Annotated in this window: 11 protein-coding genes and 1 tRNA gene; 5 read left to right on the top strand and 7 right to left on the bottom strand. The window is 63.8% G+C overall.

Annotated features, from left to right (window positions below; genetic code table 11):
- Positions 1 to 16: 16 nt before the first annotated feature.
- Genes F4U95_RS02600 through glgX form a run of 5 tightly spaced genes read left to right on the top strand, consistent with a single transcriptional unit; the run spans position 17 to position 9,318 of the window.
- Positions 17 to 2,503, top strand: coding sequence for a glycogen/starch/alpha-glucan phosphorylase (locus F4U95_RS02600; protein ID WP_150424470.1), 2,487 nt, complete (start codon positions 17 to 19; stop codon positions 2,501 to 2,503).
- Between the two features lie 18 nt (positions 2,504 to 2,521).
- Positions 2,522 to 4,684, top strand: a complete 2,163-nt coding sequence (gene glgB, locus F4U95_RS02595) for a 1,4-alpha-glucan branching protein GlgB (RefSeq protein WP_150424469.1) — start codon at positions 2,522 to 2,524, stop codon at positions 4,682 to 4,684.
- 49 nt (positions 4,685 to 4,733) lie between these two features.
- Positions 4,734 to 5,993, top strand: coding sequence for a glucose-1-phosphate adenylyltransferase (glgC, locus tag F4U95_RS02590; RefSeq protein ID WP_120249717.1), 1,260 nt, complete (start codon positions 4,734 to 4,736; stop codon positions 5,991 to 5,993).
- A gap of 8 nt (positions 5,994 to 6,001) precedes the next feature.
- On the top strand, positions 6,002 to 7,450 hold the full coding sequence (gene glgA, locus F4U95_RS02585) for a glycogen synthase GlgA (RefSeq protein WP_150424468.1): 1,449 nt from the start codon (positions 6,002 to 6,004) through the stop codon (positions 7,448 to 7,450).
- Complete coding sequence (gene glgX, locus F4U95_RS02580; protein ID WP_246171473.1) at positions 7,447 to 9,318, top strand: glycogen debranching protein GlgX; 1,872 nt, start codon at positions 7,447 to 7,449, stop codon at positions 9,316 to 9,318. Before glgA ends, glgX begins: the two co-directional genes overlap by 4 nt.
- Here glgX and F4U95_RS02575 read toward each other — a convergent pair.
- The 7 genes from F4U95_RS02575 to F4U95_RS02545 form a co-directional block, all read right to left on the bottom strand.
- The gene (locus tag F4U95_RS02575; RefSeq protein ID WP_150424466.1) at positions 9,299 to 9,868 is read right to left on the bottom strand and encodes an NUDIX domain-containing protein; all 570 of its coding nucleotides are present in this window, start codon (positions 9,866 to 9,868) and stop codon (positions 9,299 to 9,301) included. The genes glgX and F4U95_RS02575 overlap by 20 nt on opposite strands.
- A 62-nt stretch (positions 9,869 to 9,930) precedes the next feature.
- Positions 9,931 to 10,006, bottom strand: a tRNA-Lys gene (locus F4U95_RS02570).
- 42 nt (positions 10,007 to 10,048) lie between these two features.
- Positions 10,049 to 10,546 (bottom strand): 2-amino-4-hydroxy-6-hydroxymethyldihydropteridine diphosphokinase, encoded by a 498-nt coding sequence (folK, locus tag F4U95_RS02565; RefSeq protein WP_150424465.1) that lies wholly within the window; start codon positions 10,544 to 10,546, stop codon positions 10,049 to 10,051.
- Positions 10,547 to 10,677: 131 nt separating this feature from the next.
- Positions 10,678 to 10,938, bottom strand: coding sequence for a hypothetical protein (locus tag F4U95_RS02560; protein ID WP_246171472.1), 261 nt, complete (start codon positions 10,936 to 10,938; stop codon positions 10,678 to 10,680).
- 6 nt (positions 10,939 to 10,944) lie between these two features.
- Complete coding sequence (gene aguB / locus F4U95_RS02555) at positions 10,945 to 11,793, bottom strand: N-carbamoylputrescine amidase (protein WP_120249721.1); 849 nt, start codon at positions 11,791 to 11,793, stop codon at positions 10,945 to 10,947.
- A 78-nt stretch (positions 11,794 to 11,871) separates the two neighbouring features.
- Positions 11,872 to 12,246: a DUF2501 domain-containing protein gene (locus F4U95_RS02550; RefSeq protein WP_120249722.1), complete on the bottom strand. Its 375-nt coding sequence runs from the start codon at positions 12,244 to 12,246 to the stop codon at positions 11,872 to 11,874.
- Between the two features lie 109 nt (positions 12,247 to 12,355).
- On the bottom strand, positions 12,356 to 13,345 hold the full coding sequence (locus tag F4U95_RS02545) for an agmatine deiminase family protein (protein ID WP_150424464.1): 990 nt from the start codon (positions 13,343 to 13,345) through the stop codon (positions 12,356 to 12,358).
- Between the last annotated feature and the right edge of the window lie 40 nt (positions 13,346 to 13,385).

Here is a 13,385-nt window from a genome sequence, read left to right as displayed (position 1 = left end):
TCAGGGGGATTGCGCGATGACTCTCAAGGGCCAGACGAAACTTCCCAAGCCTGCACCCCGTCAGGTCGATCCGGAAGTCCTGGCGCATGAGATTGTCGAGCGGCTGACCTATCGCATCGGCAAGAATGCCGCCGCCGCCAAGCCGCACGACTGGCTGCATGCGGTGATCCTGGCCATTCGCGACCGCGTGATCGACGCCTGGATCACCTCCACCCAGAAAACCTATGAGGAAGAAGGGCGGCGGGTCTATTATCTGAGCCTGGAATTCCTGATCGGTCGGCTGATGCGCGATGCCGCGTCCAACATGGAAATGCTGGACGATATGCAGGCGGCATTGGCGTCGCTGGGCGTGGATATCGACATCATCGCCGCGCTGGAGCCGGATGCGGCGCTGGGCAATGGCGGTCTGGGTCGGCTGGCCGCCTGCTTCATGGAGAGCATGGCGACGGTGGACGTGCCGGCCTATGGCTATGGCATCCGATACGTCAACGGCATGTTCCGACAGGAAATCAGCGACGGCTGGCAGGTCGAATTGCCCGAAAACTGGCTGGCGCACGGCAATCCGTGGGAGTTCGAACGGCGCGAGGCGAGTTACGAAATCGGCTTCAGCGGCCGTGTCGATCCGGCCGAGGGTGAGGATGCCGGGGCCCATCAGATGCGCTGGCGGCCCGCCGAACGCGTGATCGCAACCCCCTATGACACGCCGATCGCGGGCTGGCGCGGCAAGCGGATCAACACGCTGCGCCTGTGGGAAGCGCAGCCGATCGACCCGATCCTGCTCGACAAGTTCAATGCGGGCGATCACATCGGCGCGCTGTCCGAAAGCAACCGGGCCGAGGCGCTGACGCGGGTGCTCTATCCCGCCGACTCGTCGCCCGCCGGGCAGGAGTTACGGTTGCGGCAGGAATATTTCTTCTCGTCCGCATCGTTGCAGGACATCGTGCGGCGGCACATCCAATATTTCGGCAGTATCGAAACGCTGGCGGACAAGGCGGCGATCCAGCTGAACGATACCCATCCGGCGGTCGCCGTGGCAGAATTGATGCGCATATTGCTGGACGATCATGGGATCGATTTCGGCGCGGCGTGGGACATCACCCGGCGGACCTTCAGCTACACCAATCACACGCTGCTGCCCGAGGCTCTGGAAAGCTGGCCAGTGCCTCTGTTCGAGCGGTTGCTGCCCCGGCACATGCAGATCGTCTATGCGATCAACAGCAAATTGCTGGGAGAAGCGCGCCGCCTTAAAAAAGAGGATGGGTCCGGTCATTTCGACGATGGCGCGATCGGCGCGATTTCGCTGATCGACGAAGGTGGCGAGCGGCGCGTGCGGATGGGCAATCTGGCCTTTGCCGGGTCGCATAGCGTCAATGGCGTGTCGGCGCTGCACACCGACCTGATGAAGGTTACGGTCTTTGCCGACCTGCACAAACTCTATCCCACGCGGATCAACAACAAGACCAATGGCGTCACCTTCCGCCGCTGGTTGATGCAGTGCAATCCGGGGCTGACCGGCCTGATCCGCGAAGCGATCGGCGACAAGTTTCTGGACGATGCGGAGGCGCTGCGCGATCTGGATGCTTTTGCCGACGACAGTGCGTTCCAGGAGAAATTCCTGGCCGTCAAAAGCGCAAACAAGGTGGAGCTGGCGAACCTGCTGCGCAAGCGGATCAATGCGCGGATCGACCCGGCGGCTTTGTTCGACATCCAGATCAAGCGCATCCACGAATATAAGCGGCAGTTGCTCAATATCGTGGAGGCGGTGTCGCTCTACGACCAGATCCGGTCGCACCCGGAAAAGGACTGGGTGCCGCGCGTGAAGCTGTTCGGGGGCAAGGCGGCGCCCAGCTATCATAATGCCAAGCTGATCATCAAACTGGCGGGCGACGTCGCCCGCGCGGTCAATCATGATCCGGCGGTACAGGGCCTGCTGAAACTGCAATTCGTGCCCAATTACAATGTTTCCATGGCGGAAGTGATGATCCCGGCCGCCGACCTGTCCGAACAGATTTCGACGGCGGGCATGGAAGCGTCCGGCACCGGCAACATGAAGTTCGCGGTCAATGGCGCGCTGACCATCGGCACGCTGGACGGCGCCAATGTCGAAATGCGCGACCATGTGGGGGATGATAATATCATCATCTTCGGCCTGACCGCGCAGGAAGTGAACGAGCGGCGCGCGCAGGGCTATGTGCCGCGCGATGTCATCGGCCAGAGCCGGGAGTTGGGACAGGCGCTGGATGCCATTGCCAGCGGCGTCTTTTCCCCCGACGATCCGGATCGGTACAAAGGGCTGGTGCAGGGCATTTACGACCATGACTGGTTCATGCTCGCGGCCGATTTCGACAGCTATTCCGCCGCGCAGCGCCGGGTCGATACTTTATGGTCGGATCAGGCGTTGTGGGCGAAGAAGGCGATCCATAATGTCGCGCGGATGGGATGGTTCTCATCCGACCGCACGATCCGCGAATATGCGGCCGACATTTGGAAGATCGCACCATGATGAGGATGAAGGGATAGGATGGCGTTGAAGCCCGAACAGATCGACCGATTGATCAACGGGCTGGACGACGATCCCTTCGCCGCGCTTGGCGTCCATCCGGTGGAAAAGGGCTTCACCGCCTGCGTTCTGTTACCCGAGGCAGTAGGCGTGGAGGCGCAGACGCTGGACGGCAAGAGCGTGGGTATGCTGGAGCAGGTCCATGGCGACGGGCTGTTTTTCGGCAAGGTCGCAGTCAAAAAGCGTCAGCCGCTCCGCTATGTCGCGACCTATGGCGATGGCGGCAGCTATGCGCTGGTCGATCCCTATGGGTTCGGACCGGTGCTGGGGCCGATGGACGATCATTATCTGGCCGAAGGATCGCATGGCCGGCTGTTCGACAAGCTGGGCGCGCATGTCATCACCCATGAAGGCGTGACCGGCACGCATTTCGCGGTCTGGGCACCCAATGCTTTGCGGGTGTCGGTGGTCGGCGACTTCAACCGATGGGATGGGCGGCGCTCGCTGATGCGCCACCGCGCGGACGCGGGCCTGTGGGAGATTTTCCTGCCCGAGGTCGGTCCGGGCAGCGCCTATAAATATGAGATTGTCGGCGCGGACGGCGTGCTATTGCCGCTCAAGGCCGATCCCTTCGCCTTTGCGGCGGAGTTGCGCCCGTCCACGGCCTCCATCGTCGCGGCGCCGGCGGACCATATATGGGGCGACGACCGCCATCGCGATCATTGGCGCACGGCCGACGCGCGGCGCCAGCCAATAACGATCTACGAAGTCCATGCCGGGTCATGGCAGCGGAACGAGCAGGGCGATTTCCTGAGCTGGGATCAACTGGCCGATCGGCTGATCCCCTATGTGGCGGGCATGGGCTTTACCCATATCGAATTTCTGCCGATCAGCGAATTTCCCTATGATCCCAGCTGGGGGTACCAGACGCTCGGCCTTTATGCGCCGACCGCGCGCTTTGGCGACCCGGATGGGTTTGCGCGTTTCGTCGATGGCGCACATCGGGCGGGGATCGGCATTCTGCTCGACTGGGTGCCGGCCCATTTTCCGACCGATGAACATGGGTTGGCCCATTTCGACGGCACCGCGCTGTACGAACATGCCGACCCGCGCAAGGGTTTCCACCCCGACTGGAACACGGCCATCTATAATTTCGGTCGGCGCGAAGTGGCGCAATATCTGGTCAACAATGCGCTGTTCTGGGCCGAACGCTATCATGTCGATGGCCTGCGGGTCGATGCCGTCGCCTCGATGCTCTATCTCGATTATTCGCGTGCGCCGGGCGAATGGATACCCAACGACCATGGCGGCCGGGAAAATGTGGAGGCGGTCGCCTTCCTCCAGCAGATGAACAAGGCGCTCTATGGCGCGCATCCCGGCATCATGACCATTGCCGAGGAATCGACCAGCTGGCCCGGCGTGTCGCAGCCTGTGGATACCGGCGGGCTGGGCTTCGGCTTTAAATGGAATATGGGCTTCATGCACGACACGCTGCGCTATTTGCAGCGTGATGCCGTGCATCGCGCCCATCATCATGACGACATCACCTTCGGCCTGCTCTACGCCTTTACCGAGAATTTCGTGCTGGCATTGAGCCATGACGAGGTGGTGCATGGCAAGGCGTCCATGCTGCACAAGATGGCCGGCGACGACTGGCAGAAATTCGCGACCCTGCGGGCCTATTATGCCTTCATGTGGGGCTATCCCGGCAAGAAGCTGCTGTTCATGGGGCAGGAGTTCGCCCAGCGCAGCGAATGGAGCGAGGATCGCGCGCTCGACTGGGATCTGCTGGACCATGGGCCGCATCTGGGCGTGCAGCGGCTGGTGGGCGATCTCAACCATCTCTACCGATCCCGCCCGGCGTTGCATGCGCGCGATTGCGAGGCGGAGGGGTTCGAATGGGTGCTGGTGGATGGCGCGGCGGACTCCGTCTTCGCCTGGCAACGGCGTGCGCCGGGTGTCCGGCCGATCGTCATCATCAGCCATTTTACGCCGGTGCTGCGCCATGGCTATCGGATGCGGTTGCCGTCCGGCGGATTGTGGCGCGAGATATTGAACAGCGACGCGGCCGATTATGGCGGCAGCGGCGCGGGCAATATGGGGCAGGTGGAAGCCGATGAGGAAGGATGGGCGAACATCACCATTCCGCCCTTCGCAACCTTGATGCTGGAACTGGATTATTGAACACCGACGGCGCGTGCAGGCAGTCGCGGGCAGGATGAGGAGAGGCCCTATGCAGAGCAAATATCAGCCGATCGCGCGTGACGCCATGGCCTATGTCCTGGCCGGTGGTCGCGGCAGTCGGCTGGCGGAATTGACCGACCGGCGCGCCAAGCCGGCCGTGCATTTCGGCGGCAAGGCACGGATCATCGACTTTGCCCTGTCCAATGCGCTCAACAGCGGCATCCGCCGCATCGGGGTCGCGACGCAATATAAGGCCCATTCGCTGATCCGCCATTTGCAACGCGGCTGGAACTTCCTGCGCCCCGAACGCAATGAGAGTTTCGATATATTGCCCGCCAGCCAGCGCATATCGGAAAGCCAGTGGTATGAGGGTACGGCCGACGCGGTGTACCAGAATATCGACATTATCGAGGCTTATGCGCCCGAATATATGGTCATTTTGGCTGGCGATCATGTCTATAAGATGGACTATGAGCTGATGCTCCAGCAGCATGTCGATAGTGGCGCGGACGTCACCGTCGGCTGTCTGGAAGTGCCGCGCATGGAGGCGGTGGGTTTCGGCGTGATGCATGTGGATGAAGCGGACGTCATCACCGCCTTCATCGAAAAGCCCAAAAACCCGCCCGGCATTCCGGGGCAGCCGGACATGGCGCTGGCATCGATGGGCATCTATGTTTTTCGCACCCGCTTTCTGATCGAGCAATTGCGGCGCGACGCCGACGATCCGGCCAGCAAGCGCGATTTCGGTGGCGACATCATCCCCCATATCGTCAAGCATGGCAAAGCGGTGGCGCATCGCTTTTCCAGCAGCTGCGTGCGGGCCGAAAGCGAGCTGGTCCCCTATTGGCGTGACGTCGGCACGATCGACGCCTATTGGCAGGCGAGCATCGACCTGACCGATGTGGTGCCCAGCCTGGACCTGTACGACCGCAGCTGGCCACTCTGGACCTATTCGGAGGTCACGCCGCCGGCCAAGTTCGTGCATAATGAGGATGGCCGGCGCGGGTCGGCCACATCCTCGCTGGTGGCGGGCGGGTGCATCGTTTCCGGCTCATCGCTGGATCGCAGCCTGCTTTTTTCGGGCGTGCGGACGCATAGTTTTTCGTCGGTGACGGACAGCGTCATCATGCCCGGTTGCGAGATCGGGCGCGGGGCGCGGCTGCACAAATGCGTGGTGGATTCGGGGATACTCATCCCGCCCGGCCTGATCATCGGGGAAGATCCGGTATTCGATGCGCAGCGTTTCCGCAGGACCGAAAGCGGCATTTGCCTGGTGACGCAGGCGATGATCGACCGGCTGGCGGCTTGAGCGACGCCATGACGATCAAGCTGATGTCGGTTGCATCCGAAATCTACCCCCTCATCAAGACCGGCGGACTGGCCGATGTCGTCGGCGCGCTGCCCGGGGCGCTGGTGGGGCAGGGTGTGTCTGTGCGAACATTGGTGCCCGGTTACCCGGCGGTCATGGCGAAGCTGGGCAAGATCAAGATCGTGCATCGCTACCCCGACCTGTTCGGCGCGGCGGCCAGCCTGCTGGCGGCGCAGGTCGAGGGGCTGGACCTGCTGGTGCTGGACGCGCCCGGCTTCTTCGCGCGGGAAGGCGGCCCCTATGGTGATCATGGTGGTAATGACTGGCCCGACAATTGGCGGCGCTTCGCGGCGCTCTCGCGTGCGGGAGCGGACGTAGCGGAGGGCGTGTTGAAGGGCTGGCGGCCCGATGTCGTCCATGTCCATGACTGGCAGGCGGCGATGACCGCGGCCTATATGCGCTTCGGCCCGGCGGCCCATGTGCCCAAGCTGGTGACGATCCACAATCTCGCCTTTCAGGGGCGGTTCGCGGCGGACATCTTTCCGAACCTTGGCCTGCCACCCGAAGCCTGGGGCGTCGATGGCGTCGAATATTATGGCGGCACCGGCTTTCTGAAGGCGGGGCTGGTGTCGGCCGATGCGATCACCACGGTCAGCCCCAGTTACGCGCAGGAAATCCGGTCGCCGGTCCATGGCATGGGGCTGGACGGCCTGATCAACGGACGGGTCGACCGGCTGCATGGCATATTGAACGGCGTCGATACCGATATATGGAATCCGGTGGCCGACGCGCTGATCCCCAAAGCCTATGGCGCGCGGGGGCTCGGCAAGCGGGCGGCCAATCGCCATGCGCTGGAGGACCGGTTCGGGCTGGATCATGACGATGCGCCGCTCTGCATCATCGTCAGCCGCCTGACCTGGCAGAAGGGCATGGACCTGATGATCGACGCGGCCGAGCATCTGGTCGCGCTGGGCGGTAAGCTCGCCGTGCTGGGATCGGGCGACCATGTGCTGGAAGGCGCGTTGCTGGGCGCGGCGGATCGGCATCGCGGGCGGATCGGCGTGCAGATCGGCTATGACGAGCCGCTGTCGCACCTGATGCAGGCGGGCGGCGACGCGATCCTGATCCCGTCGCGATTCGAACCGTGCGGACTGACCCAGCTTTATGCGCTGCGCTATGGCTGCGTGCCGGTGGTGGCGCGGGTCGGCGGGCTGGCCGATACGGTGATCGACGCCAATGAGGCCGCGATCGGCGCGGGCGCAGCGACGGGCATCGTCTTCGCGCCGGACGCTGCGGCGGCTTTGCATGGGGCGATCAACCGGCTGGCGGCGCTGCATGCCGACAAGCCGCTATGGGAGGCGATGCAGCGGGCGGGCATGCGCGCCGATTTCAGCTGGACGCAGAGTGCCGCGCGCTATGCCGATCTCTACCGGTCGTTGATCGCGGAGGCGGCGTGACATTGGGACCGGTGATCGGCGCGGACGGCACCCGCTTTTCGGTCTGGTCGCCCGATGCGGCGCAGCTGTGGCTATGCCTATTCGATGACGCGGACCGGGAAGTGCGATTGCCGATGCTGCGCGATGCCGATGGCTGCTGGCATGGCGAGGCGGCGGGTGTGGGAGAGGGCGCGCGATACGGGTTTCGCGCCGATGGCCCCTATGATCCGGGCGCGGGTCTGTGGTTCGATCCCGACAAGCTGCTGCTCGATCCCTATGCGCAGGCGATCGACCGGGCGTTCGTGTATGACGCCGCTCTGGCCGCGCCGCGCGGGGAAGGCGGCGATACGGCGCCGTTGATGCCAAAGGGCGTGGTGACGGCGGGGTTGCCGACGGTTGCGCCCGAACCGCCGCGCTTTACGCCGGGCGGGCTGATCTACGAAGTGCAGGTTCGGGGCTTTACCATGCTGCACCCGGACGTGCCGGAGGCGCAGCGGGGCACGATCGCCGCGCTCGCCCATCCGGCGGTGATCGCGCATCTGCAAAAGCTGCATGTGTCGGCGATCGAGCTGATGCCGATCAACGCCTGGATCGACGAGCGGCATCTGGGGCCGCTGGGGCTGACCAACGCCTGGGGCTATAATCCGGTCAGCTATTTTGCCATCGACCCGCGACTGGCGCCCGGCGGCATGGCGGAGTTGCGGGAGGCTGTGGCAGCGCTGCATGACGCGGGCATCGGCGTCATCCTGGACATGGTCTATAATCATGACGGGGAAAGCGACGCGCAGGGGCCGACTTTGTCGCTGCGCGGGTTGGATGCGTGCGGCTATTTCCGGCACGCGGCCGATGGCGGCCTGATCAACGATACCGGGACGGGCAACAGCATCGCCTGCAACGCGCCTATCGCGCGGCGGTTGATTCTCGATTCGTTGCGGCATTTCGTCACTCAGGCCGGCGTCGATGGCTTCCGCTTCGACCTTGGCCCGGCGCTGGGGCGGATGGCGGATGGGTTCGATCCAGACTCGCCTTTGTTGCAGGAGATTCGCGCCGATCCGGTGCTGGCGGACCGGGTGATGATCGCCGAGCCATGGGATATTGGCCCTGGCGGTTATCAACTGGGGCGATTTGGTGACGGCTGGCTGGAATGGAACGACCGCTATCGCGACGATATGCGGCGTTTCTGGCGTGGCGATGCGGGGACGCTGGGGGCGCTGGCCACGCGGCTGGCGGGATCGTCGGATATTTTCGGTGGCGGGCGGACCCGCAGCGTGAATTTCCTCGCCGCACATGACGGTTTCACGCTGGCCGATCTGACGGCCTATGAGCAGCGGCATAATGAAGCCAATGGCGAACAGAATCGCGATGGCCATGGTGAGAATTTCAGCTGGAATAATGGCGTCGAAGGACCGAGCGACGACCCCGCGGTGGACGCGGCGCGGCGGCGGGATCGGGAAGCGCTGCTCGCCACCCTGTTCGCGTCGCGCGGCACGATCATGCTGACCGCCGGCGACGAGTTTGGGCGCAGCCAGCAGGGCAATAACAATGCCTATGCGCAGGATGGAGTAATCGGCTGGATCGACTGGGTGGGCCGTGATCGGGCGCTGGAGGCGCAGAGTTTTACGCTGGCGGCGATCCGGGCGGGGGCGGCGGATTTGATGGCCGTGGACTTGCTGTCCGACGCCGATGTGGAATGGCTGGATGAGGACGGGCAGGGATTGACGGTCGGCCAGTGGGAAGATCCGGGCCGCCGCCGGCTGGCGATGCGCTATCGGGCAAGCGGGCTGGCGATCTGCGTCAATGGCGCGGACGAGCCATGCCGGTTTCATTTGCCCGAAGGCGAGGTGGCGGTGGATGCGCGATCGGTGCGGATTAGCCGACCGGAACGCTGAACAGGTCGGGCCGCCGCAGCCGCAACGCCATCAGCGTGATCGCGAGCTTGCCATCGCCGATCTTCTTGTCGGCAAACAGCGTCCATAGCTCGTCGAGTGGCAGTTCGTGGACGCTGATATGTTCCTGCTCCTCGTCCAAGCCGCCGCCTGCTGCGATCCTGTCTTCGGCGCGATATTCGGCGAGGAAATAGTCGATCTTCTCGGTCACGACGGTGGGGATGCTCCAGATCTGACCGAGATGGGTCAGTTCGCCCAGGCGCACGCCCGCTTCCTCCAGCGCCTCGCGCCGGGCGCAGTCGTCCGGTTCATCTTCCAATATGCCGGCGATCGGCTCCAGGAAATCGGGGAGGCCCGCCAGCATGATCGGCGTACGCGGCATGGATACGACCAGCGCGACGCGGCGATCGGGATCATAGGGGAGGACTACGACGGCGCGGCGCATTTCGACGACATGGCGTTCGAAATGCTCACCATTGGGCGCGCGCATCGCGACCAGCAGCAGATTGAGCCATCCCTGATACAAGGGGCGCGTCGAAATTATGCTGGTCATCGGGCGTTCTCCAGTTCCGTCCGCCTTTAACGCAGCGACGGCGAGACGCCAATGACAGGAGATGGTGAGTCCAACTGGGTTCGAACCAGTGACCTACTGATTAAAAGTCAGTTGCTCTACCGACTGAGCTATGGACCCCCTAAGCGGTGGAGGTCGCCCTAAAGGCGACGGGCCGGATGGTCAACCTTGGCGTGCGGCTTTTTTCAGGCGGGCATGCAGATGGCGGACGGAATGACCCGATTTCGGGTCGCGCCAGTCGGGTGCGACACATAGCAACGGGGTCAGGACGAAGTCGCGGGCATGCCAGGCGGGATGCGGAATGGTGAGCGTGCGACTGGCCCACGGGCCGCCCGACCACAGGATGATGTCGATATCGACGCTGCGCGCGCCCCATCGGCGATAGCGGCGGCGACCTAGCTGGTTTTCGATGCTCTGGAGGAAGGCGAGCATGGCGGGTGGGGGCAGGGCGCTTTGCACCAGCAATGCGCCATTGGCAAAGCGGCGTGTCGATGGGCCGAGTGGCGGCGTGGAGAAAGTGGGGGACAGGCGCAGTATGCGGGCTTGTTCGCCGATCAGCGCGGTGGCGGCCTGTAGCAGGCGCGCGGGGGTCAGGCTGGCGGATAGCGGTCGGTTCGATCCCAGCGCGAGTGCGTAGTTATGGGAACTGACGTCTGCCATTGTCCGGCAACCCGGAATTTCAATCCGTTCGCTTCGAGCGAAGTCGAGAGGCGGCCAGCGCTGTGCATGGTTTCTCGACTGCGCTCGAAACGAACGGATGTAGGTGGTTAGGTTCTGACAGGGGCACGCCCTTAGCGGACCTTGTCCCGCACATGCGCCTTCATCTGCGCATAGGCGGATTCGCGGGCTTCCTCGTCCAGGGACAGCAGATAGCGTACCGCCTCCCGGTAGCTGATGAACTGGCGTTCGTCGGCGACGACCGGTACGGTGCGGGCGTTGTAGAGGCGCTTCAACAAGCGTTTCTGCGGGCGGCTGAGGTCGCCCGGCTGTTCGGGCGCCGTGTCATCCGTCGCTTCGATGATGGTTTCGTCGGTTACTTCGATGTCGGTCATGTCGAATCAGATATCCTGCGCGATGCGGCCATAAAGTTCGGGCCGGCGGTCGCGGAAGAAGCCCATGCCGGCGCGATGGGTGCGGGCCTTGGCCAGGTCCAGTGTCGCGACCAGCGCGCCATGATCCTTCGCATCGGCTTCGGCGGCGAAATCGCCCCATTCGTCGGTGATGAAGCTGTGGCCGTAGAAAAGCTGGCCTTCTTCGTCGCCGATGCGGTTGGCGGCGATGACGGGCATGCAGTTGCTGACGGCATGGCCGATCATCGCGCGGCGCCACATGCGGCTGGTGTCGAGGTCGCTATCATAGGGTTCGGAGCCGATGGCGGTCGGGTAGAAAAGCATTTCCGCGCCCATCAGAGCCATGCAACGCGCGGTTTCGGGATACCATTGGTCCCAGCAGATGCCGACGCCGATGGTGCCATATTTGGTCTTCCACACTTTGAAGCCGCTATTGCCGGGGCGGAAATAATATTTTTCCTCATAGCCGGGGCCATCGGGAATGTGGCTCTTGCGATAGACGCCCATAATCTCGCCCTCATCATCGATCATGGCGAGCGAGTTGTAGTAATGATGGCCGTCGCGCTCGAAATAGCTGGTCGGGATATAGACGCCCAGTTCCTTGGCGAGCTTGCGCATTTCCTGCACGGCGGGATGTTCATCGGTAGGCTGCGCAGTGGCGAACAGCGCTTCATCTTCGACCCGGCAGAAATAGGGGCCTTCGAACAGTTCGGGCGGCAGGATGATCTTCGCGCCGCGGGCGGCGGCTTGGCGCACATGGTCGGCCACCAGCGCGATGTTCGCGCTCATGTCGTCCGAGAAGGCGAGTTGCAAGGCGGCGACGGTCACGCGGGACATTCTTCACTCCATGGCGGGGAACAGCGCGCCATATAGGGAATGTCGCCCCGACATGCTACCGCCCAACGCGGCGATCGGTCAGATCAGCGATCCGGCGTGGCGCAGCACCAGATCGCAGGCCTTGGTCTTCACCTTGTCCTTCAGGCCCGCGATGGGCAAGGCGCCGCCGTCACCCTGAATGGTGCCGGTCTGGCCCAGCTTGAAGCCGCTTGATTCCTTGACGCCGGGCTTGCCGGTCAGCTTGCCCAGGATGGACGAAGCGCCGGTCGCGTTCACCAGCTTGTTCTTCACGCAATAGCTCAGCACGCCCGCCGCATTGCCGGCGCCGACCGAGGCGATATCGGGCATGGCGCCGCCGAGCAGGCCGCCCAGATTACCAAGCTGCGCGGACGATGCACCAGCCCCTGCCAGCAGGGCGATGGCCAATGCGGTGCGAACGGACGTGCGAATCATGATCTTTCTCCCCATCCGGCGACTCCGGCCGGACCGGGGTGAAGCCTGATCCCATCCGCGCCCGTCCGCAACCGGCTTTGGCCAAGCACTTTTGCTCAGGCGCCCTTGCTCAGACGAGCGTGGGCATTTGCTGGCTGCAACAATGGAAGCTGCCGCCGCCCGACAATATGGCGTCGCTGCGCAGGCCCACGATGTCGCGGCCGGGGAAGAAGGGACGGAAGGCGTCGAGCGCGGCCTGATCGTTGGGCTGGCCATAAATGGGCACGATGACCGCGGCGTTGCCGACATAGAAATTCATGTAGCTGGCCGGGATCGCCTCCCCATCCACCAGCACCAGGCCGGGGGAGGGGATGTCGATCACTTCGACGCCATGGGCCTTCGCGCGGGCGCGGGCGTCGGCATAGAGCGCGGCATTGGGATCGTCCTGCGTCGATGCCATCGGCAGGGCGAGCTTGCCGGGGGCGACGAAGCGGGCGAGATTGTCGACATGGCCATCGGTATGGTCGTTCAGCAACCCGTCGCCCAGCCACAGCATGTCCGACAGGCCGAGCGCGCCGGCGAGCAGCGTTTCGATCTTGCCGCGATCCAGATCCGGATTGCGGTTGGGATTGAGCAGGCATTGTTCGGTCGTCACGAACAGGCCGGTGCCGTCGGTGTCGATCGCGCCGCCTTCGAACACCCAATTCTGGGTCGAAACGGGCAGGTCGGTGGTCGCGGCCAGCCGCGCGCCGATATCTTCGTCCCCCGGCATCTGATATTTGCCGCCCCAGCCGTTGAAACCGAAATCGACCAGCGCCTTGCCGCCGGCGCCATTCAGCACGGCGATGGGCGCGGTATCGCGCAGCCAGACGTCGCCCAGCCTGTGGACGATGACCGACACGCCCGGTGCGACGAGCGCGCGGGCGGCATCCGCATCGCCTTCGTTGGCGACGACCAGGCGGACTTCCTCTCCCTTGCCATCGGCATGGAGGGCGCTGGCGAAGGCAGCGATCTGTCGCCGGGCTTCCTCGAACGCGCCGGGCCATTCGGCGGGGTTGGTCGGAAAGCCGATCCAGGTCCAATCGTGCGGCGCCCATTCGGCAGGCATGCGGAAAGTCATGGCTTTTATCCTTGCTCGGTTGGAGAACCGATCCGTAGAT

The sequence above is a fragment of the Sphingobium limneticum genome (assembly GCF_008710165.1).
Lineage (GTDB): Bacteria > Pseudomonadota > Alphaproteobacteria > Sphingomonadales > Sphingomonadaceae > Sphingobium > Sphingobium limneticum.
Note: the sequence above shows the minus strand (reverse complement) of the source record. Positions and strands in the feature narration are given on the sequence as shown.